Source organism: Streptomyces sp. ICBB 8177 (genome assembly GCF_003144095.1).
GTDB lineage: Bacteria > Actinomycetota > Actinomycetes > Streptomycetales > Streptomycetaceae > Streptantibioticus_D.
Genome location: NZ_NSKH01000018.1, coordinates 1,149,266 through 1,174,159 on the forward strand (window position 1 = coordinate 1,149,266; position 24,894 = coordinate 1,174,159).

Consider the following 24,894-nt stretch of genomic DNA (forward strand, 5'->3'; position numbering starts at 1 on the left):
CGCCCCCGGCCTGCGGGGGACCATCCCCGCGGGCGCGGGGAGCACCCGGCTATGTCACCATCCCCGTCGCTAACGGCGGGACCATCCCCGCGGGCGCGGGGAGCACTCTCCTTGACCTGGGACTTCACTGGCCTACGGCGTCGAGACGGACCACTTTCGCAGATTCCGACATAAGCATCCTTTTGGTTCAGGTTTGGCCGAAGCGTCGGCGCTTAGCCGCCTTGCTCCAGCCGGGACGTGGTTTGGTCTCGGTCGTTGGCCTCGTTGCGGATGCGTCTCCACCGGGGCGCCGGATGAGGGTGAGACCTTCGTGGTCGATCGGGTGCCAGGAGTGCTCGTGGGTCCGGAAGGTGAATCCCTGCTCGTTGTCGGCGGTGTGAGCGAGCAATGCGCGGCCTTGGCCGGACAGCTGGCACACCTCGTTCCAGAGAGTGTCCCGAATGCGGGCGGATGGGTTGCCGATGAAGACGCCCGGCGAGATTTCGAGTAGCCAGCGTGTAAGGAAGCCCCGTAGTCCTGGGGGACAGTTGGTTAGGACGATGACAGTCACCAGCTGTAGTCCGTCGCGTGGTTGAGACCTGCGGCAACGTGGTGGCCGTGGTCGGACTGCAGAGTGACCTCGTCGTAGGCGTCATCTTCTGCGGTCGTAAAGTCGGCGGGAAGGAGGAGTTCGTGGATGTCGTTGACGATGCGGTCCAGGAGCCGAACTTCGTTAATGCGGTCGCGTAGAGCTCGGCGAGTGCGTGCTCCGACGTCTTCCGGCGAAATGGCCGCTGCATCGAAGGCGGCCGGAATGGCGATGTCGGTTTTGTAGAGGTCGGCGATGTCCAGGACGAAAGACAGCTCGTGCCCGGAGTGTACGAACCCGAGGGCGGGCGAGCAGCCGAGGGCTGCCACGACGGCGTGTGCGACGCCGTACATGGCTTGGGCAGCGGCTGTGATGGCTTGGTTGGCGGGGTCGCTCGCGGCGAAGTCTCCTGGCGTATATCTCCGGCCTTGCCAAGGGACACCGGTGCGTTGGGCCTGCGCGCGATAGCACTCTTTGACGCGGTGGCCTTCGCGGCCGAGGAGTTCCTTGCGGGTGTAACCGGAGGGGTCCTCATTGGGAAAGCGAAGTCTGTACATCGCCCGGGCCACTTCCAACCGGGCACGACGGTTGGCCCAGCAGGTTGCTTGTGCTTGGGCTAGGGAGGCAGAGCGAGACAGCGCCCGGCCGGCCGCGTAGTAGCGAACGCCTTGCTCGCCAACCCATACGACGCCGGCGCCGGTCTCACCCAGGACGCTCATGGCCTGGTGGGTGATGCGGGTACCTGGTCCGAGCAGCAGTGTGCCGATGGTGGCTGAGGGGATGTGGGTGACGCCCTCGGCGTCCTGCACGGTGATGGCGTTTGCGTCCCGGTGAATCGTGCAACGTTCGAAGTAGACGAAGGAGATCCGGTTGGCGGTGCGTGTCAGTTCACGGGGGCTGGCCGTGGCTCTTTGGCTGACAGTTGTCAACGGGTTTCCTTCGCTGGGGCAAGGGTCATCAGACCGCAGCCGTAGGCCTTGGCCTTGCCCAGACCGCTGGTCAATACGCGTCGCAGTGCTTCGGGTTCGGTGATCTCCAGTCGTCCGTCATAGGTGACGGTGGTGAGGGTGACGCGGCGGCCGCGTGTGCCGTGTTTGCCGAAGTGGAGGCTTCGGTGGTCGCGGACGACGAGTTGGTGTTCGTCTCCGTGTTCGGTGTGGCGTGTGTGCTCCGGCTTGGCCAGGATCCGTATGCCGATGGTGTCCTGTCGTTCCAGGAGCCACCGCATCTGGTGGTGGGCGGTGATGTGTGCGGTGCGCTTGGTGGGCTGGCCGTCGCGGGTGCGGGCGTGATGCACGGGATTGGCGGTCAACCGGAAGTTGAAGACGTTGCCTTTCTCCAGTTTTCCCAGGAATGGGGCGTAAGTGAAGGTCTGCCAGCCTGGGGTGCCGACGGCGGCTGCGGCGGGCCAGCCGGCTTGTTCGACCAAATGGGTGAGGTCCGGGCGCTCGGGGCTCACCAAATACAGCAGCACTTCCGCGCGGGAGTTGTGGTCGACGCGCCACAGGATGCGTGGCTGTTCGCTGGAGGTCGGCAGGACGTTGGGAAAGGAGGACATGACCGCGGCGTGCATGACCTGGGGGGACGAGAGCAGGCGGCGGGCGTCTGCGCGGGCTGTGTTGAAACGGAAGCGGGTCAGGTACATCAGACGCCTTCCAGGTGTCCTGTCGGGTCGTGGGCCGGGGTGGTCGGGCGCGGTCGGGCGTGCGGGTTGCTGACGGTGACGGTGCTGGAATGGATGGTGCGCAGCGCGTAGCGGCGGTGCCCGGGGGCGAAGCTGAGGGGGTGGTCGCGAAGCGTGTCCCCGAGTGGCTCTGGCTCCCCGTCGGCGGACCGTGCCTCGATCAGGGTGGTGAGTTTGACGTGTTCTTGGAGACGAAGCCGCCGTTGGTACCAGTCGGCGGCCCGCCACGGTTCCCCGGCGAGTACATGTTGCAGTCCGATGTCGCCGTGCTGGACACTCGGGTTGATCGGGCGTGCTGGGGGGCAGGAGCGCCTTCCCAGGTACGGGAGGTATGCGGGGGCGCGCAGTGCGGCGGCGAGCCGGTCGATCAGTGCGGTCTCGCCTTCGACTGCGGCGACGAACACGGCGTCGGCAAGGTAGAACCGCTCGGAGAGCGGCATGGCTTCGTCGGTATCGGGGTGGTGCGCGGTCTGGAAGTCGCGGATACGGGTGCCAGGCTGGTCGACGCGGACACCGAAGCGCAGCGCGGCCAGCGCTTCGAGGTGCTCGTCGGCGTTGCGATCCAGGCCGAGCGCTGCGGCGAGCAGTCCGATGACGCCGCTTTTGGTCGGCGCGCCTTCCGTGGTACGGCGGGCGAAGCGGGCCGAGGCCCCCCACGATTGCAGGGGGCCGGCCAGCGTCAGCGTCAAGACGCTCATGCGCGGTGCTCCAGGCGCTCCGCGATGGCCTGGCCGACGGCGGAGACCAAGGCGGACAGACTGGGTGTCTCGATGCCGAGCGAGGTGAGCTTGGCGGTAGCCGGACCGACGCGCAGCACCCAGGTCATGGCGTCGTCTTCGCCGTAGGCGCGTTCGAGTTCTGGGACGTAGTCGGCCAGTCGGGCGCAAGCGGGTTCCATGTGTCCGCCGAATTCGTCGGCGACGACGGGCCGTTCGAAGGCGGAGACGAAACTGACAGGGCGGGCAGTGCGCAGTTTGACGACGACCGCGTCCGGCAAGGTGTGGTTCCCGAAGGTGTTGATCTTGCCGGTGGGCAAGGAGGAGACGAACCCGTCCAGGAACACCTCGACGGCCCGGCGCACGGGGGTGGCCGGTTCGTCCTCATCCAGGCCCTTGCCGAGGTTACGGGTCAGCAAGTCGATGTCGAGGGCCGCGTAGCGGTAGAGCGTGGCGGAGTTGAAGTCGACGGTTCCGATCATGCCGGCGCCCGGCTCGGCGTCGGTGTTGCGGTCATCGACGGCGGTGAAGTAGTCCGACTCGATTTCCGCGCGGTGAACGCTGAGCGCGTGGGCGACTTGCGCGGCGGCGTCGACGTTGATGTCTGCGGAGTCGGCGACCATCCGGCCGAACAGCGCGATGTCCACTGAGTGCCGTCCGTCCGCGATCTTCTTGGCTCGGGACTTGGTGTCCTTGCTCTTGAAGAACGCCTTGATGTCGTCGGCGCCTTCCACGGCCAGGTCGGCCAGCAGGTCCAGCTGGCGGGCGCTGAGGAACATCAGGTACGACGACTCGGGCGCCGGCTGCGGCTCACCGTTCTTCTTCGCAGCTTCCGCTTTGCGCTTGGGCGGCTCGATCTTCGAGCCGGTGGCGGTCTGCAACACCTCAGCAGCCAGGGCGAGAGCCTGTGGCCCGTCCAGTTCGGGCTGCGCCGCGGAGATGCGTGCGGCGAGGACTTCGGCGACGCGCTTGGTGCGCACACCGAGCTCAGCTGGGTCGAGGAGCTGGGTGAAGTAGCGTCGGGTAGCGCGCTTCCAGGCCTGGCTGGAGACTCGAGCCCGGGTCACCCCACCGTAGATGGCGGTCTTGGGGGAGCCGGTGTCATCGCGGTTGAGATTGCTGGGTGGCACGTTCTGCAGTGCGTGCACGTCGAGGATGAGGCGAGAGTTCACGAAGCGTCCTTCGAGTCGGTGGCGGTCTCGTTGTCCTGGCCGGTGGTGGGAGCACGGTGGGCGTGGAATGCCCGGCCCCAGGCGCGCCGCACCTGATCCGGGCCGCCGGGCTGCTGCCAGCGGTAGAGGTGTTCGGCCAGCAGGGCGTAGTCCAGGGCGATGTCCTGGCCGCGCAGCAGCAGGACGAGCTCGCGCAGGCGACTGGAGAGCATGGCCAGGGTGGGTGACATGCCGACGCGCACGAACCGCTTACGGACCGGCTCATCGATCTCTCCGGGCGGCATCAGTCGGCGCACAGCGGTGCCGAGTTCGATACCAGGGCGATGCATGCCGCTCCTGCGGGACTGCTGGTGCAGGGACCACAGCGTGGCCGAGGTGTAGATCGCGTCCGCGGCGGCCTGCTGGTGCAAACGCTCATCGGCATACAAGGGCGCGAGGTCGATCAGCCCCCACAAGTCCGGAACTGCGGAGGCGTCGCGACCCGCTCCGCGCCGCAGCCGGGCCAGTGCCGCGACGCAGTCGGAGCGGTCGGCTAGGTAGCCACCTTGCAGCCGCGTGATCTCGCCTGAGACCAGGGCCCGAATCGTGTTCTGCTCTTGCTGGGAGTGGTTGGCGGTCGGGGGCTGGCCGACGGTGGTCATGCGGATGCCTTCCGGAGGTCCTCATCAGCGGGGTCTGCGCATGGTGGTTCACCCGGGCCGGGACTACCTGTGGACTGCGCCGGCACGCCAGCGGAGACCTCACTGGTATCAGCCAGGGGCAGTGCCTTGCGCAGGCGGGCGTTGAACGACAGCTCGGCCGAGGCGGTGTTCAGCCAGACGTCGCCCTTGGGCCGTGACACGACCCGGCCCTGCCAGGCCGCCTGACCCGCAGTGGCGACCAGGTCGTCGCGGAGCCGCCCGACGACGCGCCGGGCAGTGTGCTGCCAGACGGCCCTGGCCGTCTGGGGGTCGGCGGTGTCGTGGAGGTCGGCCAGCCACCGTCGGTACGGCTCATCGAGTGCGCCGAAGCCGCGATCGCGCGCTTCAAGACGGTCCGCCTCCGATTCGCTGCCCGCTGCCTCAGCCAGGTCATTGGCCAGGTCACCGAGTGCTCGCACCGCCAGATCCGCGTCGGCGACCGCGTCAACCGCTGCTTGCCCGAGCGCTTGGTTGCCTTCGTGCAGCAGTACCACTGCCAGCGCCACCGCATCATGGGTGAGCTCATCGACCACGGACTGCTGCGTCCCGTACCGGACTCCATAGGTCCGCAGCCGCACCAGCGCCCGCCGCGGCAGACACCCCTCCTGTGACAAGCGGGCCAGCCACTCCACCACACCCGGCCTGAGTGATGATGCCGGGTCACCACCACTTGCGGTACGGCCGTCACGCGGCGCGATCAGCGCCTCCAGGCCCCGCCACGCTGCGCGGGCCGGATCGTGCTCACGCGGCATGTACACCAGTGGCTTGCCCAGCTTCTTCTCCTGTGCCTGGCTGCGTCTCCAGGCAGACATCGGCTCGAAATGCTGAGCGTTGTGCGGGGCCAGCGGGTCACCGTAGGTCAGCACCACACCGTGCACGCCCTCGGCGTCCGCATGCAGCAGCAACCGGCGTGACTGCCAGGTGTACAGATCCCGCAACCCCGCTGGGCGTGCCGCCAGATCGTCTGAGGCTCCGGGGCCGGTCGGCGGTTGCCGCCACGCCGGCCGGTCATCCACGGGTGCGGGGTGGTGGTCGGCGGCGAGCAGGTTCAGCAGGAGCGTCTCGCGCAGCGTCGCCCCTTCGGCCAGGACTCCGCCGAGGTTCCCGGCCCAGGCCACTCCTTGCGGATACGCCTTGCCGTTCTTGGCCCGCGGATCGCCCACCACACCGCTTTTGATTCCGGAGGTGTCGAAGGCCTGCGCGTGCACCACCCACCGCGCGGCCTCAGCGAATCCGATCCGGGCCACTCCGGGAAACCGCGTGGTGAAGAAAGGGCTGCCGTTCGGAACATCCGCCACGATCCGGTTGAGCGAGAACACTTCGTGGTTCGCCGTGTGCAACCCCGGTGTCTGGAAGAACGGCGTCAGTGGGTGGAGCAGATCGAAGCGCCCCCGGTGCTCGGCGAGGTAATCGGACGCCCGCGCGAAGGCGTTTCCGTCCTCCCACAGTTCAGCCCAGGCTTCCGTGTCCGCTGGCCCGTCCAATGCGTCATGCGCGATCGCCAGCAGCAGACGCGTCAGCGCGAAGTCCTGGGTCGGCAGATCACCCGCCAACCGCCTGATCCGTCCAGCCTCCCCGAAGGCCTGACGCAGCGACACCTCCCGCTCGCCGCCGTCGAGGAACTGCACGGGCAGCCATGGCTGGCCGGTCAGGTCGAACGACAGCAGGCCATCCGGCCGTACTGTCCGGTCATCAGTCACTAGACACCTCGAGTCCGTCGTCGGGGCTGTAGCTGAGCCGGAACCCTGCCACAGAGGTCTGACAACCGGGCCTGAGCGGCAGAATCAGTTCCCCCGCCAGCCAAAGGCTTTCCCGCGCTTGCCAGTTGGGGACGCAGAACTGCTCAAGCTCGGCGATCACGCGACCGATCACGTACGGCTTCGCCATGCGGGCCGGGAGCCGTAGCGTGCACGCCGCCGCGGCCTTCGCGGCATCCGACGAAGGCACGGCGCCGGTGGGCAAGGGGAGCCCTCCGCGCCCGTCGCCGGCCCAGCTCACGGTTGCGAGCGCCCCGTCGTCGAGCTGCTCGACGACGATGACCTCCACGCTTTCCGGGGCATCGCGCACCTGTGCCCGCCCGGCGCGGGTGTCATCCACGTCCCCCGCGCTACCGGCGAGCCAACCCACCAGCGACCGGCCGGGCCTGGCCGCGATGGCGATACGGAAGGTGTCGGCTGCCTTGGCCTTGGCCGCCTTGAGCGCATCGTCTTCGCGGCGGGCCTCGTCCATCGCCTGCGCCCACGCCGCAGGGCCGACGGGCTCGTCCGCGTAGGCCTGCTGCACCAGCGAGCTGATGTCCTGCGGCAAGCGAACCGTTCGGTACCCACCCCCAGACGGAAGGTCCAGCACCGCGACCGAACGCAGCAGCGCATGCCGCCCGTAGACGGCCAGGGAACCGCGAACCGGCTCTGGCGGCACGCCTTTCCAGTCGGCCACACCGGTGACCAGGCACAGCGGCTCACACAAACCCTCAGGGCGGACACCGCGCTGATGGCGGTGGAGCCGGCCCATGCGCTGCAGCAACAAGTCCACCGGGGCCAGGTCGGTGACCAGCAGGTCGAAGTCGACATCCAGCGACTGCTCGGCGACCTGGCTCGCCACCACCACGTGCCGGGCCGGGCGGTGCCCGTCGCTCGTCTCCGGCGGCCCGAAGCACTCGAGCAGCTTGTTGTCCTTGGTGGCCCGGTCGACGTCGATGAATCGGGCGTGCGCCACGGTCACCTCGCTCGCATCGAAGCGCTCGCGCAGCGCCTTGGCGGCCTCCAGCACTCGATCCACGGTGTTGCGCACCACCAGGGCACAACCCCCGTGGGCCAGCTCGGCCTCCAGGCGGTCGGCCAGGACCCGCAGGTCGTCCGACAGCGCCTTCACCCGTACCTGACTGCCGCGGCCTGACGCCTTTGGCCGCTCCACCCGAGGCAACTGCCCAGGGGCAGCAGCGATCAGCAGCGGATAGCCGTCCGCCTCCTCCAAGGCGACGAAATCCTCTTCTTGGCCGCCAACTCCCGAATACGCCCTAGCCAGGTCCCGCCGCCGCCCGGCCGGCAACGTCGCCGACAGCACCACCACCGGCACGCGATACTCGCCCAACCAGCCCAACACCCGGTCCAAGTAGGAGTTCATGTAGGTGTCATAGGCATGCGCCTCGTCGATCACGACGACTTTGCTTGCCGCCGCAAGGTGCCGCAGCGCCAGGTGACGGGTCTTAAGGCCCGCGAACAACAACTGGTCGACCGTGCCGACCACGAAGGACGCCAGCATGCCCTTCTTCCGGCCGCTCAACCACTGGTGCGCCACCAACTCGGCCGCCACAGCCACATTTTCCCGGCCAGGCCGCAGCGACTCCTGCACGCCATCCGTGTCCACCGCGGCGATGCGCTGCCACGAAGCCGCCTTCACCTCGGCAAAATCCTTGTTCAGCGCCGCCTTCGAATGCGCCAGCAGCACCGACAGCCGTTCCCCCTCTCGCGTCGGCAGTCGCTCCAGCCACGCAAGCAGCCGCGGGAACATCGCATTACTCGTCGCCATCGTCGGCAACGCGAAGAACACCCCGCCCGCACCACTACGCGCTGCCAGCACCTCAGCCGCGGCCAACGCGGCCTCCGTCTTACCCTCACCCATCGGTGCTTCGATGATCAGCAGCCCCGGCTCCGGCATCTCCCGCGCCACCCGCACCGCCGCTTCCTGCACCGGCCGCAACTGCGCACCGGGCGGAAGAGCGAAGCGAGCCGCGAACAGCTCCGCAACACTGCCCTGCGGCAACCGCGGTCGCCACGGCTCCGGCAGCCCCAGCCCCACCCAAGCCGCTCCCACCCGGTCCCCGCCCGGCGGCGACTGCCCAAGCCCCGCGTAGGGAAAGAGATCGGGATTGCTCGCCACCCAGTCCGCGACGATGACCAGCGCCGACAACAGCACCTGCACCGTCTGCGGCAACTTCACCCGCTGCCACGCCTCCAGCCGTTCACGGACACCGAACTCACCCGCGCACGCCTCCAGCAACTCCTCCTGAACCCGCCGCCACAACTGCTGACTCGGACCGGGAGTGCGCAGTAGCGCCGGACGTGCGTCCGCATCATCGAGCTGCGCGTAGTCGGGCGGCACGCCATGATGCCCCCCAACCACCACCGCGAACTGGCTTGTCGCCCGCCGCGGCCAGCCGCACCGCTCCTCCAGCCATTCCTCCAGCAACAACTGTCCAGCCAGCCCATGCGGAGCCAACCGCCGGTCCTGCCCCATCTCCCGCCGGTAAGGCATCTCCAACCCGACGGCACGCATCCCGTCTGCCAGCCCATCCACCTGACAAGCGAACGCCGGCGTCGCCTTCCCGATGTCGTGAACCCCCGCCAGCCAGACCGCCAGCGACCGCGCATCCGCCTCACCGCCCGGCAGCACCTCCACCAACCGCCGCCGCACTTGCTCAGGCAACCACCGGTCCCACAACAGCCCAGCCACCGCACCGCTGTCAGCCATATGCCGCCACAACGGCAACCAGCAGTCCGTAGCGGCATCATGCTTGGCCCAGGCAGACCGGGCTTCTTGGGACAGTCCCGCGCCGAGGAACTGCGGCGAACTCCCTCTAGATTCCTCCACGAAAGCAACAAACCGCATTCACAATTCGTTGTCAGCGACTTGACGAATTTGACACCTTGCCCTGGCCGTCCTCGAGGACGCCCGAGCTTGCCGCTTGCCGTGTGGCGTGGGGTGCCCCCGGCCCTGTCGTGAGCCACAAGCCGCCCGTGGTAGAGCTTCCGGGGTGCCGCCCCGGCAGACGGGATGCCGTCTTGTGACCAATGTCCACAATGTGTATTTCGGTGGAAGTACTTGAAATTAGCGAAAGTAGCGGCTGAAATGCCAGGTCAAAGAGTCTGCTCCCCGCGCCCGCGGGGATGGTCCCCTGTCCTCTGTACGCAACGCGGTTGCTACCGCCTGCTCCCCGCGCCCGCGGGGATGGTCCCGCAGCTAAGGCCAAGGGGACCCGGTACGAGGGCTGCTCCCCGCGCCCGCGGGGATGGTCCCGCCGTCACCCCCCTAGACAGGCCGCCGTCGGCCTGCTCCCCGCGCCCGCGGGGATGGTCCGACCGGATGCGGCAGGTCGTCATCTACTGGCCGCTGCTCCCCGCGCCCGCGGGGATGGTCCCACGTGGCATGCATTGGTCCGAACGGATCGGGACTGCTCCCCGCGCCCGCGGGGATGGTCCCGTGCCGGAGTCTGCGATGACGCAGTTCAACGACTGCTCCCCGCGCCCGCGGGGATGGTCCCCCTTGTTCGCTGGCATCACCCCCACCAAGTTCCTGCTCCCCGCGCCCGCGGGGATGGTCCCGACCCAGGGCTCTCCCGCGTGCGAGGCAGCCGCTGCTCCCCGCGCCCGCGGGGATGGTCCCGACCGCACATCGTCGACGACGCGCTTGAGGCCCTGCTCCCCGCGCCCGCGGGGATGGTCCCTAAGGCCAGTCTGATTGCTGGCCAGTGGGACACTGCTCCCCGCGCCCGCGGGGATGGTCCCGGGACCCATCCTCAACCGTCAATCACGAATACCTGCTCCCCGCGCCCGCGGGGATGGTCCCGTGCGGAAGATCTGCGGGGAGCTGGGGCAGCTCTGCTCCCCGCGCCCGCGGGGATGGTCCCACCCACTCCGAGTCGTGCGACGCCAGCAGCCGCTGCTCCCCGCGCCCGCGGGGATGGTCCCTACATGTCGGGCCTACAGGACCCACCCGCATCCTGCTCCCCGCGCCCGCGGGGATGGTCCCAGGTTCGTGAAAGCGTTGATCACGGCCGGGGTCTGCTCCCCGCGCCCGCGGGGATGGTCCCAAGAAGGGCTGGCCGCATCACCGCATGGCCGGCTGCTCCCCGCGCCCGCGGGGATGGTCCCCAACCGCGGCTAACGGCGTTCAGCGCGAGGAGCTGCTCCCCGCCCCCGCGGGGGTGGTCCCCTGGGTGGGTCGGCGCTCACCAGCCAGTACCACTGCTCCCCGCGCCCGGGGGGATGGTCCGGACTTGGCGTGCGCGCCGCGCAGCCTCCCGACCTGCTCCCCGCGCCCGCGGGGATGGTCCCGTCCTCGACTACGGCTACTCGGTCACCGGCAGCTGCTCCCCGCGTCCGCGGGGATGGTCCCAACGGACCTGCAGCACAGGGAGGCAGTCCTCAAAGGTGACGTCCTCGATCCACCCGCTTCAGGCGCGCTCTGACGGCAGTCGTTGACGGCAACGGAGGCGGACAGTGCCGGACGATGACACTCCTCTGGGCACCGGGCTGGCTCATAGGAGATGTTGATGCATTGATCACAGCGTGTGTGGGACGAACTTACAAAGCAGATGTCACAGGTTCGAATCCTGTTGTGCCCACCGGCGCCGAGGCCCCCGACCGACATGGTTGGGGGCTTTTGAGATCCTTGATCGGATATCAACGGCGGTAAGCAGTAAGGGGGTTGCCCCACAGCTCCGCCGAGGGCTCGGGCGCCCTGGCGCACCGGTACGGCAGCGAACTGGACAAGCCACCCCACAGCTCCTCGACGACTCTCGACTCTCGGCGGCCGGGAGAGAGACCAGGCGTATGCGGCTCGCCTCAGCTCCGTCCCGTCTGCCGCCTGACGTGACCGTCAAGAAAGACCGTGGGCTGGTCACTCACGCGTCGGGCAGCGGGGACGGTGGCCCCTCGCCGGGATGCTCGTTATCGTCCCGGCGGTGCTGCCGTCGGTCCACGCCGGAACTCGGACTGGGGACGGGCGGTCGCCCGTCAGGGCGGCGGCGCGACGACCCCGTCTCGCGCACGCCGCTCCCCCGTTCCTCCGCCGAATTCACGGAAGGGCAAGTGGGTCGTCCCGACCCGCGCATCACGGTCCCGTTCAACTGGGAAGGGAGGAACGGCGACAGTCACATGATCGCCGGCGGCCCGAAGTACCCCGTCTGGCGCACGAACCTGATCTGTTTCGTCGGACGCGTCCGGCGCGATGTCGGCCACGCCGACGGGATCCCATGTAGTGAGAGCGAACCGGAGGTTGTCTGTGCCTCCGTTGGTTCCACGGGCGCGCATCACGGCAACTCTCGGCGCACCAAGGCCTTGGCGAAGGGCTCAGCGCTTCTTCGGGCATAGCCCATACGTTCGCGGACCTCCGTGAGCGTCCGCGGGCGGTAGCCGGGCCCACCGCAACAGCTCTTGTGGAAACGGACACCGGCATTCAGGAGCACCGACAGCACGCGCCAGCCGGCGGCGTCCCGCCGACGCGGGGCGGCAAAGGCGGAGCCCACGTGGATGAGCGGTTCAGCGCAGCGCGGGCATACCCGTTCAGGGGCTCCGGCGTACGGCTGCTTGTACGAGGCACGGCAGGGCAGACAGACGTACGACGTTTTGGCGTGCGGCATGCGCGCAGGCTAGAGGGCGGCTGAGGCGGAACTCCACAGGATTGCGCGCGAGCGGCGGCGTGCCATCACACCGAGCACTACGCCGACGGCTACGGCCACCATGGTCGGTCCTTGCATGCGGCCCCTGAAGTCTCTGGCCCCTGTTTGCTCTCCCCGTCTGAGTAGCCGTACTCATGCGTGCGCGAAGCGATCCGGCTGAAGATGACGGGCATGGACACCACAGGGCGTGACGGCGGTACGCCGTCGGACTCGCGGTTACGGAAGAGCGTCGGCACTGCCTTGATGTGGCTGCTGGCGGCGGTGGTCTACGTGCCGGCCGTCTGGCTCTGGTGCGGCGCGGCCGACGGCGCCGCGCGCCCCTCGCCCTACTTCGCGCAGGCGAACCACGCGGCCAACGTCGAACTGGCCGAGGTCTCGGCCCTCATCGTCGTCGTGCCTCTGGTCGGGGCCGGTGTGGGCCTGGCCGTCGGCAGACTCGTGCGGACCTCGTCCCTGCCTCTGGCGTCGGCCATCGGCACCATCTGCTGCCTCATGGCCTGGTATTGGTGGATCCTCTTCCACATGCAACTTTCGTTCTCGTTCTGAGGCGGCGGCCTCAGTCCTCGGCTCCGGCCTCGTCCGCCGCTGTGAGACGCGTGAGGAGGGCGGTCAGCTGACCGAGTTCGTCGGGGGTGAGGGCCTCGACCGCTCGTGGCGGGCGCAGCAGGATCGCGTCGGCGGTCGCGATGGCCTGGTGCCCGGCCTCCGTGAGGGTGACCAGCTTGCGGCGGCGGTCGTCGGGGTGGGGGCGGCGTTCGACGAGGCCGTGGGCTTCGAGCTTGTCGACGATGAGGGTCGCGTAGGGGGCGTCGACGTTGTGGGCGGCCGCGATCTGGCCGAGGGTCATGGGGCCGCCGCGCAGTTGGAGCAGCACCTTGCCCCGCCCGCCGCCGAGCCGGAACCCGAGCGCTTCGGCGAGTTCGCCCCGGCGGCTGTGGGCTTCGACGAAGCGCTGCATGAGGGCCCACGCCTCCTGGACGGGGTCGGCCGGTCGTCTCGAAGTCGCTGCCATCGGTGGTCTCTCCCGCGTCCCTCACGTTGCGCGGCCCGAGTCGCCGTGTCGTGGTCCCGGCAGGCTGCGGCCGCCGAGGTCACCACGCTACCGTGCGGCCGAGGTAGTCGACGTAGTGCAGTCCCGGGCGGCCCCGGAGGGCGTCGAGCGTCCTGACGACGTTCGGGATGCTCTCGTCGATGCCGAGGCGGGCGTCGGCGCCGCCCATGTCCGTGCGCACCCAGCCGGGGGCCATCAGCACCAGCGTCCTGCGCTCGCCGGCGTGCCGCGCCGCGTAACTGCGCATGAACGTGTTGAGCGCGGCCTTGCTGCCGCGGTAGACCTCGTGGCCACCGCGTTCGTTGTTGGCGACGCTGCCCTGGCCCGAGGACATGACACCGATCGTGCCGTCGGGCTCGACGAGGTCCTGGAGCGCCTCGACGACGCGCAGCGGGCTCAGCGCGTTGGTGACCATGACGCGGGTGAACTCCTCGGTCGAGGTCTCCGCGACGGTGCCCTCCGGCTGGTTGGTGACGCCCGCGTTCACGAAGAGCAGGTCGAACCTCCGGTCCGCCAGGCGGTCGTGCAGCGCGGCGATCTGTGCGGGCACGGTGACGTCGACGGTCTCGACCTCGACCTGGCCCGGGCAGGCGTCCGCGAGCTCGTGCAGGCGGGTGCGGGCCGAACCGCGCACCGTGGCCGTGACCTGCCGGCTGTCCCGCGCCCACTCCTGCGCGAGCGCGAGCCCCAGCCCGCGGGACGCGCCGATCAACAGCACGCGCTTGATCGGGGTCGGGGGAAGGCCGGAGCCCGGCGCATGGAGGTCGCGAGAAGCCGGATTAGTTGTAGTCATAAGAATGATTGTGTTGTGTGTAAGTAATTGCGTCAAGGCCCATAGGTGGGTGGCGTGCGTCCGGCCGGTCCGTAGTGCGTGCGGGAAGGGGGTGCGGTGCCCGCCTGTGCGGGTCGGGCGCCGCATCCCGTCGCCGGTCGGGGTCGAGGGGGCCGGAAACGCAATCCTGAAGCTTGTGACCGGTCAGTGTGGGCGGGTGAGGACTCGCCCGGTCCAGACGTCGATGACGACCTGGTGGTGGTGCGCGCGCATCGCCGACTCCCCGGAGGCGTAGTTCTCGTCGACCTGGGCCGCCTCGGCCGCGTCCGGCTTGGCGTTCGTGCACGACGTGCCGGGACCGTGGCCGGACATGATCTCCGAGCAGGGGCCGCTGTAGTCGTCGGGCAGCCCCAGGATGTGCCCGGTCTCGTGCGCCGTGATCCGGGTCGCGTCGTAGCCCTCGTCCACCGCCTGCCGGCCCAGCTGCACCTCACCGCTGCCGCCGGGGAAGATCGGGCCCAGCGTGGTCTGCGGCCAGCCGCTGGTCCCCTCGTAGACGTAGTCGGCCGCTTCCGGGCTGCTCGCGGGCTCCAGGCGCACGTTGTGCACCGCGTTGTTCCAGTTCTGTACGGCCTGCTTGATCGGGCCGGCCCACTGGCCGGCGTCGCTGGCGTCGTAGGTGAGGGTGACCACGTCCGCGGACGCGTGCGGCGCGGGTGCGGGGTGCGCCTCGGCGGCGCTGACCGCGGTGCTCAGCAGGGCCGGAACGAGGACGGTCAGGGCGACTATTCGCTTGATCATGGGATTGGTGCGCCTCCTCGGGTCTCAGTTGCTGCCCGCAGTAAACGGTTTCGCCGCGAGCATGACAACGGCTTGGTGCGGGCGACTCACAGGAAACGCAAAGTTGGCTCGAAGTGCACAGGAGCGGGAGGGCGCGTGGTGGACGCCGGTCTCGGCCGGGTATCAGTGAGGGCCGCTGTGAGTGCCGCGAGAATGCCCGCGGCGGCGCCACACCTGTGTCACCTGCCGCCCTGCCGGCCCCTGGCGAGCCCGTTGCGAGGGGGACGGCCGCCCGATCGGTCTACCTTCCGTAGTACGTTCTGAGCTCCTCGGCCAACGCGTCCCGGACGGGGGCCAGTTCGGCGTCCATCGTCGTGGGTTCGTCAGGGCTCAGCGTGACCGTCGGCTTCGCGTGGGGGAGTTGCCGTATCAACCTCAGACGCAGGTGGATGGACGGCAGGCCGCCGTCGGCGATCGCGCCGCCCTGCCGCTCGGACAGACGCAGGCGTCGTGCGTGCTCTGTCTCGGGGACCGTCGACAGGTACGTGCGCAGTTCCTGCCACACGTCGCCGGTGGTCCTGGCGAAGCGCTCCATGGCGAACACCGCTGTCTCGGCCAGCAGCAAGCATCGCACCATGCCTTCGGCCGACTTCGTCGAGGCGGCCTTCGCGGCCAGGGCGTCCGCCCGGTAGGCGGATTGAGTGTCGGTGTGGAAGCAGAGGCCGACGAGCAGGCGGTGTGCGCGGTCAGTGACGTAGGCCAGCGCCGCCAGCAGCGGCCAGGTGATCATCTCGACCACGGCCACCAGCCCGTTCGCCGTACCATCCGTCCGCGGACCGGTGGCTGAGAAGCCGGCCCCGGCGTACAGCGCGTCCTGACGGGCCTGTCGGGACTTGCCCGGCCTGAACAGGTCCGTCCACACCGCGAGCGAGCTGGCGGCCACCGCCGTCCAACGGGTGCTTCCGCGGCCGGGGGCCGCGTCGCGGGCGAGTTCCCGGGCGATCAACGCCAGGCGCTGGTCGGGCGACAGGGCCTCCCACAGCGGCAGTCCCAGGATCAGGACGCCGCGCCGACGTGGGCCGAGCACGGTGTACGCGGAGCCGAACCGCGTGTCCACCGCCACCAGATCGACCGGGCGCGAGCCGAGTTCCGCCGCCACTCGGCCGATCACGGCGTGGAGCGCCGGCGCCTCGGCACGGTCGAGGGTGTGTCGAGGGACCCGCGGGCGGCGTGGACGCAGCACGACCGCCAGCGCCACCTCCAGGGCGCCGAGCACGCGTTGCGGCCACGTGCCGGCCACCAGCAACCACAGTCCCGTTCCCGCCAGGGCGATGGTGATCAGGTTGACCACGGTCGCCAGTGCCAGCGCCGCGCACGCGGAGGCGCTCCACGACTGTCCGGGCGCGCCGTCGCGGGGCATGCGCTCCAACGCCTGCTCCTGGCGGGCCAGTTGCTTGGCGCGGCGGGCACGCTCGGGCGGCGTGAGGGCCGCCAGGGTTCCCGTCGGGTCGACGTTCCAGTCGCAGTCCGGGCACCACACGGTGAAACGGGGGTCCGCGGACGGCAGTTGCGTGCCGCACTCCGGACAGAGAGGATCAGCCGAGTTGTCATGCACGAACGTCGATGATGCGCCCGAACGTTCGACTTCGTGGCGCCTGTTACGTGTTTTGACCGTCGCTTGACGGTTCCGGGACGGGAAGGCGGGCGGGAGCCGGGCGCGGGGCCGCCGGCGGCATGGGCGAGGCGACCGCACGACTGCTCGCGGCCCACGGCGCTCGCGTCGCGCTGCCGGCCCGGCGCGAGGACCGGCTCGCCGGGACCGCCGCCGCGATCGGCGCCGAGGGCGGCCAGGCGCTGCCGGTCGGCGTGGACGTCACCGACCCGGCCGCCGTGGCCGCGGCGGCGCACCGCGTGCACGCGGCGTACGGGGCCGTCGACCTGGTCGTCAACGGTGCCGGTGTCATGCTGCCATTGCCGTACCGGCCGGCCGTCGTGAACGCGTCCATCACCGAGGCCATCGCGTCGTCGGTGAGCATGAGGTCGTACGAGCCCGGCCCCTCGCCGTACTCGGCCAGGAGCAGGGGCGCGTAGGTCGTCCTGTCCATCATGCTTCGACGCTAGCGCGGGGGTCTGACAACGCCGCGTTCGTCCGGTTCGCCCCGGGACGCGGTGCGAGGGCCGGGTGGAGGAGAGCGGGGAACGGGCAGGGCGGGCGCGGGCTCGTCCTGGCGGGGGCGGCGGCACGTGAGCGGATTCTCACTCTGATCCGGGACCGGCTCGCGGTCACCAACTCCGCAGCTGGGGGCGGCACTTGGTGAAACGGTTCGCCAGTGGCCGGATCCGGCCCGCCACCCCGTGACAGATCTGTCATAAACGGCGCCTACGATCCCCGCATGCGCGACACGTTGGAGATAACCGACGAGCTGGTCCGGATGCAGCAGGCCGTCGACACGGCGTTCGCGGCGTTGGGGGAGTGGGACGGCGAGGAGAGACCCGATGCCCCGCCGTCGCAGTGGTCCGCCGAACGCCGGGCCGAGTGGGAGGCACGCTGGGCGACCTACCGGCGCGCGGTCCGTGACCTCGGCGCGCACCCGGTGATGCGCCGTGCCGCCGCCGAGCGGATCTACGGACGCATGCAGTCCGCCCTGCGCCAGGCGGCGCGTAGGCCGTAGCGGCCTCAGAGCCCGCAGGCCTCCCGCCACCGGCAGGCTTCCCGTCGATCACCCCGGGCCCGGGTGCGCCGCCTGTCCGCGTACGACGACGGCCTTCCAGCGATCACCTCGCGCCCCGCGCGCGCCGACCGCCCGCACACGACTACGGCCTCCCGCCGATCACCTCGGGCGCGCGCCCACCGACCGTCCGCGCACGACCACGGCCGACCGCCCGCGTCCTGCCGTCCGCCGCCTGCTGCCCCGGAACCTCCTCGTCACCGCCGTTGTCACAGGGACGTGGGAAAATCTGGCGAAGAGGTGATCCCCGGCCATGCGCACACTCCGCACACTGCTCATCGACAACTACGACTCGTTCACGTACAACCTGGTGCACCAGATCGCCGCCGCCACCGGGCGGGAGCCGGTCGTCGTGCGCAACGACGACCCGGGCTGGCGGTCCGGACTGCTCGACGAGTTCGACGCGGTCGTGATCTCGCCGGGGCCCGGCACGCCGGAGCGGGCAGCCGACTTCGGGGTGTGCCGCCAGGTCGTCGAGCGGTGCGAGCTGCCGTTGTTCGGGATCTGCCTCGGCCACCAGGGCATCGCCGCGTGGCACGGCGGCTCGGTGAGTCGCGCGGTCGAGCCGAGGCACGGCCGGATGTCGCCCGTGCTCCACCCGGGGACCGGCCTGTTCGACGGCATCCCCTCCCCGTTCGAGGTGGTCCGCTACCACTCGTTGACGGTGAACGGGCTGTCCGACGACCTGGAAGCGCTGGCCCACACGCCGGACGGCGTGCTGATGGCGTTGCGGCACTTGCGGCGGCCGATGTGGGGCGTGCAGTTCCACCCCGAGTCGGTCTGCACGTCGTACGGGGACCGGCTGATGGAGAACTTCGCCTCGCTGGCCCGGGAACACCACGAGGGGCTGGGCGGGACGCCGCGTGCGAGCGTACGGCTGCGCGGCGGCCAGGACGCGCGGGGTCCGGCGACGCGAGCGCCTGTGGACCGGCCGGCCACCCCGGACGCCGCGGCCATCCTGGGCACGCCGGCCCCGACGGCCACCCCGGACGCGCCGCGACGTTTCGAGATGCTCGTACACCGCCTGCCCACCCGCTGGAGTGACGAGGTCGTCTTCGACGCGTTGTTCCGCGAAGGGCCCTACGCGTTCTGGCTGGACAGCAGCCGTCCCGGTGGGGTGAACGGGCGGTTCTCGATCATGGGCGACGCCTCGGGGCCGCTGGCGCGGGTCGCCACCGCCGACACCTGGACCGGCACCGTGGACGTCCGCTCGGGCAGCGAGGAGCGCCTGGTCACCGGGGACTTCCTGGGCTGGCTCGACCAGGACCTGCGGTCGATGGAGGTCACGCAGTCCGGCTTCCACCACCTGCCGTTCGACTTCGCGCTGGGCTGGGTCGGGTACCTCGGGTACGAGCTGAAGGCGCAGTGCGGCGGGCGCAGGGCGCACCGTTCCGCGGAGCCGGACGCCGCGATGGTCTTCGCCGACCGTGCGGTGGTGATGGATCACGCGAGCGGGATGACGTACCTGCTGACGCTGGTGGAACGGGACGGGGACGGGGACCGGCCGGGCGGCGGCGACGGCCGGAGCGGGCGGGAGCGCGGGCGGGCCTGGCTGCGGGAGACGGCGGACCGGCTGGACGGCCTGACAGGGCGGATCCCGGCGCCCACGCGGCCCTTCCCGCGCTGCGAGATACGGCTGCGCCACGACCGCGACCGCTACCTGGAGCTCATCGCGATCGCGCAGGAGGAGATCGCGGCGGGTGAGACGTACGAGATCAACCTGACCAACATGGCCGAGGCCGACGTGCCGCCGGATGCCGACCCCTGGGAGGCGTACCGCCTGCTGCGGCGCGTGTCGCCGGCACCCTTCGGCGCGTTGCTGCGTTTCGGCGAGGTGTCGGTGCTCAGCACGTCACCGGAGCGCTTCCTGCGCGTCACGGCGGACGGCCGGGCGGAGTCGCGGCCGATCAAGGGGACCCGGCCGCGCGGCACCACGCCGGAGCACGACGCGCGGCTGCGGCGGGAGTTGGGCGCCTGCGAGAAGGACCGGTCGGAGAACCTGATGATCGTCGACCTGGTCCGCAACGACCTCGGCAGGCACGCGCGGACCGGATCGGTCGAGGTGACCGGGCTGTTCGAGGTCGAGACGTACGACACCGTGCACCAACTGGTCAGCACGGTGCGGGCACGGCTGCGCGAGGACGCCTCGGCGCTGGACTGCGTACGGGACGCGTTCCCCGGCGGGTCGATGACCGGGGCGCCGAAGATCCGGACGATGCGGATCATCGACCGGCTGGAGGCGGGGCCGCGCGGCGTGTACTCCGGCGCGATCGGGTACTTCTCGCCGAACGGCGCGGCGGATCTGAGCATCGTCATACGCACGGCCGTGATGACGCCCGGACGTCTGCGGTACGGCGCCGGGGGCGCGATCGTCGCGTTGTCCGACCCGGAGGCGGAGTTCGAGGAGACGGCGGTCAAGTCGGCACCGCTGCTGGCCCTCACGGGCGCCGACTTCCCGGGCAGGCGGGAGGCGGAGCGAGCGGAGGCGGTCGGCCTCACGTAGGCGTGACGACCTCAGGGCGCGGGTCCCGGCGGGCGGTCGGGCTTACGCGGAGGCGGTCGGCCTCACGTAGGCGTGACGACCTCAGGGCGCGGGTCCCGGCGGGCGGTCGGGCTGACGCGGAGGGGGTCGGACTTCCGGCGTCGGGCCCCGGCGCGCGGTCGGGCCTCCGGCGCCGGTCAGCCCGCTTCCGCGGGGATCGCCTCGCGCTGCTCGCGCCGGAAGACGTACGCCGCCAGTGCTCCCGCGCCGACCAGCGAGATGATCGAGACCGCCGTCGCCAGCCACGTCGCGCCGAGCCACTGGCCGCCCAGGTAGCCGACGCCCACTCCGTAGGCCGCCCACGCCAGCCCCGCCAGGGCCGACCAGGGCAGGAACTCGGCGGGCCTGCGGTGCGCCGCGCCCGCGCCGAGGCTGACCACCGACCGCCCCGCCGGGGCGAACCGGGCCAGGACGACCAGCGCGCCGCCGCCCCGCAGCAGCACCTGCCCGACCCGTTCCTGCGCGGCGGCCAGCCGGCGCGAACGCGTCATGCGCCGCTCCAGCCAAGTACCGCCACGGTAGGCGAGGCGGTAGGCGGCGAGGTCGCCGAGGCAGGACGCGGCGGCGGCGCAGCCCAGCAGTTCCACGACGTCGAGGATGTCCCGGGCGCCGTCGACACCCGCGGTGGCGGCGGTCGCGGCGGATATCAGCAGCACGCCGCTCGGCAGCACGGGCAGGAAGACGTCCAGCAGGACGGAGAGCGCGACGAGGGCGAGGCCCCAGGGCGAGTCGACGAGTGAACCCAAGTGTCCGAGCACCGTCGTTTCTCCTGGTCCGCGCGTCCGCCGTGAGGCGAACGCCGCCCCATCAGCCGTACAGCGTACGCCGGGAAAACCGGCGGTCAGCGGGCGGGGCGGCGTGACGTACTTCTCATCCCGGCCGCCGCCCGGCGTGCCGCCCGTGAGCGGCTGGGGGAAGGGTGCCGGAGTGCAGCGGAGCCCCGCTCGAACGCGGCTCGCAGCCCCTCGCGCGCGCCGGGACCGGGAGGGGGCCCTCCCCGAGCTGCTGGGCGGTCCCTCCCTCGCAGCCCCTCGCGCGCGCCGGGAGGGGCCCGATGTCACTGCTCATCAGTGGGCTCCTCAGTCGCCCCTCGCGCGCCCCGCGAGAGACCGCCCGAGCCCGGCGGCGCGGAGCCGAACCGCCGGGCGACCGGCGGCGGAGCCGGGAGGTCGCGGACCCCGGCCCCGGCCGCCGCGCGTCACGAAGCGACCGTGCTCCGCTCCGGCCGCGTCGCCGGCGTCGTGATCGTGCCGCCCTCGGCGCGCTCCTGCCCGTCGCGCTCCTTCTCGTGCTTCTCGTACGGCAGCAGGCCGTCGAGCGACCACGCGCCGGGGCCGGTGACGACGAGCAGCAGGAACGCCCAGGCGTAGATCGCCGCGGGCTCGCCACCGTTCTGGATGGGCCACAGCGCGTGCTGCGCGTGGACGCTGAAGTACGCGTAGGCCATCGAGCCGGAGCTGATCAGGGCGGCTATCCGGGTGCCGAGACCGGCCAGGACGAGGACGCCGCCGACGAGTTGGATGAGCGCCGCGTACCAGCCGGGCCAGGCGCCCGTCGCGACGGTGCCGCCGTGGGTGCCCATCGCGCCGCCCAGGACGCCGAAGAGCGAGGCCGCTCCATGGCAGGCGAACAGCAGGCCGATCACGATCCGGAAGAGTGCGAGCACGTGCGGATGAGCCTTGCCGGTCCACGTTCTGGTCCAGCGCATGGGGGATCTCCTTCGGTCGGTGGGGACGGGGATACCGAACGGAGTCCACACATTAGGAAGGCCTAACTAAATTCTGCAAGTTTCAAGCAAGAGGATGGGTGGAACCCGACCCGCAGGACGGCTCGCGGCGCCACCGCAGCCGCCATCCAGTGACCCCCAGGTGGGCACTCCGGTCGCGAAACTCCCTGGCTGTCATGAGGCTTGATGGCCGATCAGGTCACGCCGACGCGGGTCGACCGTGTTCATCGGCAGTTCACCGGACCGCGTGGGTGCCACATCCGCCCCGCCCCGGGGCCGGGGTCGGGGCCGGGGATCATGGCGGGGGCTGTCGGCGGCTTCGGTTAGGCTGGGGGCAGCAGAAGGGGAGTAGCTCTTCGCCGGACCGTCGACATACTGCTCGGGCCTCCCGAGCCGGCGCCCGGAGGCCGTACGGACGCGCACAGCGTGTGCCGCACGCGCCAGCGAGACCTTCGGCCGCAGTGTCCGACGCTGCCGTGCCGAAGCGACCCCTCTCCCCGAGGCCTTCCGGTGCGGCGAGCCCGACCGAAGAGGAAAGCCCTCCGTGTTCAGTTTCACCGTCGCCGCGATCGTCTTCGGCGTCATCTTCCTCGCGGAACTCCCCGACAAGACCGCGCTGGCCAGCCTGGTGCTCGGCACCCGCTTCCGCGCGTCCTACGTCTTCTGCGGCATCGCCGCCGCCTTCGCCGTGCACGTCGCCCTCGCCATCGCAGCGGGCAGTCTGCTGACGCTGCTGCCGCACCGGTGGGTCGAGGGTGTCGTCGCGCTGCTCTTCCTCGGCGGCGCGATCGCGCTGCTGCGGCACGGGCAGGGGGAGGACGAGGACGAGGAGGGCATGAAGACGCCCAGCAGTCAGAGCTTCTGGCGGGTGGCGGGCAGCGGTTTCACGCTCATCCTGGTGGCCGAGTTCGGCGACCTCACCCAGATCATGACGGCCAACCTGGCCGCCCGCTACAACGACCCCGTCTCGGTCGCCGTCGGCGCGGTGCTGGCGCTGTGGGCGGTGGCCGCGATCGGCATCCTCGGCGGCAAGGCGCTGATGAAGCGGGTGCCGCTGCCGTTGATCACCAAGATCGCGGCCGTGGTGATGGTGGTGATGGCGGGGGTGAGCCTGTACGAGGCGATCGCCGGGTGAGCCGGCGTAGCGCGGGGGCGTGCCAGGGTGCGCGGTCGGCCCCGCGCTCGCGTTCGCCCCGCGGGGCCGCGTTCGTACGCGCTCGGCTCCGCGCCCGTACGCCCCCGCGTTTCACGCGATGCGTCCGTACGCGCCCGCGTTTCACGTGATGCGTCCGTACGCGCCCGCGTTTCACGTGATGCGTCCGTACGCGCCCGCGTTCACGTGATGCGTCCGTACGCGCCCGAGTTCACGGAATGCACCCGGCTTGAATATGCCGTACGCGCCGAACATGCCGACGCGGGCGGCCCGCGCCCCCGGGCCACCCGCGTCGAGTCCTCTCCCCGCGCGTCAGAGCGCGCGGGTGCGCGTCAGCCCACGCGCAGGGTGAAGGTGCCGTCCGCCTCGCGCCGGACCTCGACCGCCTCCAGCGTGGGCGCGTACGCGGTCGGGCCGAAGGCCTCGGCGCGCGGGCCCACGCCCACCACGCGCATCCCGGCCGCGAAGCCCGCCGCGATCCCGGCCTCGGAGTCCTCGAAGACCACGCAGTCCCCGGGCGCGAAGCCCAGCTCGGCCGCGCCCTTCAGGAAACCCTCCGGATCGGGTTTGCTGGCGCTCACGCATTCCGCGGTGATCCGCACCTCCGGCATCGGCAGCGCGGCGGCGTCCATCCGGGCGCGGGCCAGGGCCGCGTCGGCCGAGGTCACCAGCGCGTGCGGGCCGTCCGCCAGGGCGGCGAGGAACTCAGGGGCGCCCGCGACCGGCACCACGCCCTCGGTGTCGGCGGTCTCCCTGGCCAGCATCTCCGCGTTCTCGGCGTGGTTGACGGCCATCGGGCGGTCCGGCAGCAGCGCGGCCATGGTGGCGTAGCCCTGCCGTCCGTGCACCACCCGCAGCACGTCAGCGGTGTCAAGGCCGTGCCGCTCGGCCCACTCGCGCCAGCAGCGCTCGACGACCGCGTCGGAGTTGACCAGCGTGCCGTCCATGTCCAGCAGCAGCGCGCGAGCGGTCAGGGTGACGGCCGTCATGGGCGGACTCCTCGGCGTCGACCGCTGCGGTACGGGAACAGCGGCGGGGCGGTAACGGCAGCGGAAAGAACACAAGCGGCTCGCCCGCCGGTCAGGGGAAACGGGCGAGCCACTTTGTTCCTCAACGATACAAAACGATCCCCCGATCGCGCCAACGGCCCCCCTTCGCGGCCGCCCGGCCCCCGCGGCGCGATCCCGCGCCCGCGCCCCCGACGCCCGCCCCGTGCCCCCGACGCCCGCCCCGTGCCCCCGACGCCCGCGCCCGCCTTCCGGCGCCGGCGCCGGCGCCGGGAACCCCCTCAGGCCCTCGGCTCCACGTCCACGTACTGGAGCAGCCCGTACGTGAAGTGCGCGACGTGGCCCTCGAAGGCCAGCCGCCAGCGGGTCGGCGCGTCGCCCTCCATGGGCCGGGCGGGGGCGAATGCGCGGGCCACCTCGTCCACCACGCACGACCACGGCGTCAGGTCCTGCGGGCCGCCCAGGTCGGGCGAGGGCTCGCCGGGCGCGCGGACCAGCCACTCGTTCCATACCCGGCCGCCCGGCCCCGCCATCACCTCGAACCGCAGGGTGGGCCACAGCGGCACCGGCCACAGCAGAGCGCGGCACGTGATGTCGCCGATCCGGCGGTCCAGCTGCGCCTCGGGCGGCCCGAGCAGCACGTGGTGCCGCCGCAGGCCCTTGGGGAAGCCGCGGGCGCGCAGCGTGGCCTGCCAGTGGCGGTTCGCCTCCCTCATCCGGGTGCGGTCGGTGCCGAGGTCGCGCAGGGCATCTTCGACCAGGTCAGGGCGGTGGTCCGCCATCCGCCGCAGCAGCACCAGCTGTAGACCCGCCGTTCCGAAGTCACCATTCGCCACCAAACGAGCCTATGTGCCCCGGCGGTGGCCCCGGCGACCGGTGGGGCCAGCCGCCGAGGCGGCCCGAGCGCGACCGGGT

General features: G+C 70.9%; 21 protein-coding genes, 1 pseudogene and 2 CRISPR repeat arrays (1 of these 24 running past the window's edge). Of the genes and pseudogenes, 5 read left to right on the forward strand and 17 right to left on the reverse strand.

Annotated elements, in window-relative coordinates; translation table 11 throughout:
- Nucleotides 1-106: a CRISPR direct-repeat array (repeat unit 29 nt; unit sequence GGGACCATCCCCGCGGGCGCGGGGAGCAC) (it extends 838 nt beyond the left edge of the window).
- 81 nt (nucleotides 107-187) lie between these two features.
- The 9 genes from cas2e to CK485_RS29635 form a co-directional block, all read right to left on the reverse strand.
- Nucleotides 188-550 carry a type I-E CRISPR-associated endoribonuclease Cas2e gene (cas2e, locus tag CK485_RS13605; RefSeq protein WP_109450293.1) on the reverse strand — a complete coding sequence of 121 codons (363 nt, stop codon included), beginning with the start codon at nucleotides 548-550 and terminating at the stop codon, nucleotides 188-190.
- Nucleotides 547-1,497 carry a type I-E CRISPR-associated endonuclease Cas1e gene (gene cas1e / locus CK485_RS13610; protein ID WP_109450295.1) on the reverse strand — a complete coding sequence of 317 codons (951 nt, stop codon included), beginning with the start codon at nucleotides 1,495-1,497 and terminating at the stop codon, nucleotides 547-549. The genes cas2e and cas1e overlap by 4 nt, the downstream gene beginning before the upstream one ends.
- Nucleotides 1,494-2,213, reverse strand: a complete 720-nt coding sequence (gene cas6e, locus CK485_RS13615) for a type I-E CRISPR-associated protein Cas6/Cse3/CasE (RefSeq protein ID WP_109450296.1) — start codon at nucleotides 2,211-2,213, stop codon at nucleotides 1,494-1,496. The genes cas1e and cas6e overlap by 4 nt, the downstream gene beginning before the upstream one ends.
- Nucleotides 2,213-2,950 (reverse strand): type I-E CRISPR-associated protein Cas5/CasD, encoded by a 738-nt coding sequence (gene cas5e / locus CK485_RS13620; RefSeq protein WP_109450298.1) that lies wholly within the window; start codon nucleotides 2,948-2,950, stop codon nucleotides 2,213-2,215. The genes cas6e and cas5e overlap by 1 nt, the downstream gene beginning before the upstream one ends.
- Nucleotides 2,947-4,140, reverse strand: a complete 1,194-nt coding sequence (gene cas7e, locus CK485_RS13625; protein ID WP_109450300.1) for a type I-E CRISPR-associated protein Cas7/Cse4/CasC — start codon at nucleotides 4,138-4,140, stop codon at nucleotides 2,947-2,949. Before cas7e ends, cas5e begins: the two co-directional genes overlap by 4 nt.
- A complete protein-coding gene (casB, locus tag CK485_RS13630; protein ID WP_109450302.1) occupies nucleotides 4,137-4,781 on the reverse strand; it encodes a type I-E CRISPR-associated protein Cse2/CasB in 645 nt (214 codons plus the stop codon). The genes cas7e and casB overlap by 4 nt, the downstream gene beginning before the upstream one ends.
- On the reverse strand, nucleotides 4,778-6,520 hold the full coding sequence (gene casA / locus CK485_RS13635) for a type I-E CRISPR-associated protein Cse1/CasA (protein WP_241968336.1): 1,743 nt from the start codon (nucleotides 6,518-6,520) through the stop codon (nucleotides 4,778-4,780). Before casA ends, casB begins: the two co-directional genes overlap by 4 nt.
- Nucleotides 6,513-9,290 carry a CRISPR-associated helicase Cas3' gene (gene cas3 / locus CK485_RS13640; protein ID WP_109452943.1) on the reverse strand — a complete coding sequence of 926 codons (2,778 nt, stop codon included), beginning with the start codon at nucleotides 9,288-9,290 and terminating at the stop codon, nucleotides 6,513-6,515. Before cas3 ends, casA begins: the two co-directional genes overlap by 8 nt.
- Before the next feature lie 395 nt (nucleotides 9,291-9,685).
- Nucleotides 9,686-10,934: a CRISPR direct-repeat array (repeat unit 29 nt; unit sequence CTGCTCCCCGCGCCCGCGGGGATGGTCCC).
- Nucleotides 10,935-11,850: 916 nt separating this feature from the next.
- Complete coding sequence (locus CK485_RS29635) at nucleotides 11,851-12,180, reverse strand: deoxyxylulose-5-phosphate synthase (RefSeq protein ID WP_109450304.1); 330 nt, start codon at nucleotides 12,178-12,180, stop codon at nucleotides 11,851-11,853.
- Nucleotides 12,181-12,357: 177 nt separating this feature from the next.
- On the opposite strand from CK485_RS29635, the gene CK485_RS13650 reads away from it, so the two are divergent.
- Entirely contained in the window at nucleotides 12,358-12,765 is a 408-nt protein-coding gene (locus CK485_RS13650) for a hypothetical protein (protein ID WP_146214536.1), read from the forward strand.
- Nucleotides 12,766-12,775: 10 nt separating this feature from the next.
- On the opposite strand, the gene CK485_RS13655 is transcribed toward CK485_RS13650, so the two are convergent.
- The 4 genes from CK485_RS13655 to CK485_RS13670 form a co-directional block, all read right to left on the reverse strand.
- On the reverse strand, nucleotides 12,776-13,231 hold the full coding sequence (locus tag CK485_RS13655) for a MarR family transcriptional regulator (protein WP_199239337.1): 456 nt from the start codon (nucleotides 13,229-13,231) through the stop codon (nucleotides 12,776-12,778).
- Between the two features lie 79 nt (nucleotides 13,232-13,310).
- On the reverse strand, nucleotides 13,311-13,997 hold the full coding sequence (locus CK485_RS13660) for an SDR family oxidoreductase (RefSeq protein WP_342673489.1): 687 nt from the start codon (nucleotides 13,995-13,997) through the stop codon (nucleotides 13,311-13,313).
- A 249-nt stretch (nucleotides 13,998-14,246) separates the two neighbouring features.
- On the reverse strand, nucleotides 14,247-14,843 hold the full coding sequence (locus CK485_RS13665; protein WP_109450312.1) for a snapalysin family zinc-dependent metalloprotease: 597 nt from the start codon (nucleotides 14,841-14,843) through the stop codon (nucleotides 14,247-14,249).
- 280 nt (nucleotides 14,844-15,123) lie between these two features.
- Nucleotides 15,124-16,437 (reverse strand): M48 family metallopeptidase, encoded by a 1,314-nt coding sequence (locus CK485_RS13670; RefSeq protein ID WP_146214537.1) that lies wholly within the window; start codon nucleotides 16,435-16,437, stop codon nucleotides 15,124-15,126.
- 119 nt (nucleotides 16,438-16,556) lie between these two features.
- Here CK485_RS13670 and CK485_RS13675 point away from each other — a divergent pair.
- The 3 genes and pseudogenes from CK485_RS13675 to pabB form a co-directional block, all read left to right on the forward strand.
- A pseudogene (locus tag CK485_RS13675) lies at nucleotides 16,557-16,799 on the forward strand (SDR family NAD(P)-dependent oxidoreductase); the annotation flags it as partial.
- 416 nt (nucleotides 16,800-17,215) lie between these two features.
- On the forward strand, nucleotides 17,216-17,494 hold the full coding sequence (locus CK485_RS13680) for a hypothetical protein (RefSeq protein ID WP_109450318.1): 279 nt from the start codon (nucleotides 17,216-17,218) through the stop codon (nucleotides 17,492-17,494).
- Between the two features lie 310 nt (nucleotides 17,495-17,804).
- Nucleotides 17,805-20,054, forward strand: coding sequence for an aminodeoxychorismate synthase component I (pabB, locus tag CK485_RS13685; protein WP_109450320.1), 2,250 nt, complete (start codon nucleotides 17,805-17,807; stop codon nucleotides 20,052-20,054).
- A 176-nt stretch (nucleotides 20,055-20,230) separates the two neighbouring features.
- Here the strand turns inward: pabB and CK485_RS13690 are convergent, their stop codons facing one another.
- Both CK485_RS13690 and CK485_RS13695 read right to left on the reverse strand, forming a co-directional pair.
- A complete protein-coding gene (locus CK485_RS13690) occupies nucleotides 20,231-20,851 on the reverse strand; it encodes a VTT domain-containing protein (RefSeq protein ID WP_109450322.1) in 621 nt (206 codons plus the stop codon).
- Nucleotides 20,852-21,291: 440 nt separating this feature from the next.
- Entirely contained in the window at nucleotides 21,292-21,801 is a 510-nt protein-coding gene (locus tag CK485_RS13695; protein ID WP_109450324.1) for a DoxX family protein, read from the reverse strand.
- 562 nt (nucleotides 21,802-22,363) lie between these two features.
- On the opposite strand from CK485_RS13695, the gene CK485_RS13700 reads away from it, so the two are divergent.
- The gene (locus tag CK485_RS13700; RefSeq protein WP_109450326.1) at nucleotides 22,364-22,954 is read left to right on the forward strand and encodes a TMEM165/GDT1 family protein; all 591 of its coding nucleotides are present in this window, start codon (nucleotides 22,364-22,366) and stop codon (nucleotides 22,952-22,954) included.
- Nucleotides 22,955-23,304: 350 nt separating this feature from the next.
- On the opposite strand, the gene CK485_RS13705 is transcribed toward CK485_RS13700, so the two are convergent.
- Entirely contained in the window at nucleotides 23,305-23,961 is a 657-nt protein-coding gene (locus CK485_RS13705; RefSeq protein ID WP_109450327.1) for an HAD-IA family hydrolase, read from the reverse strand.
- A 299-nt stretch (nucleotides 23,962-24,260) separates the two neighbouring features.
- Nucleotides 24,261-24,761, reverse strand: coding sequence for a hypothetical protein (locus CK485_RS13710; RefSeq protein ID WP_109452945.1), 501 nt, complete (start codon nucleotides 24,759-24,761; stop codon nucleotides 24,261-24,263).
- Nucleotides 24,762-24,894: the final 133 nt, after the last annotated feature.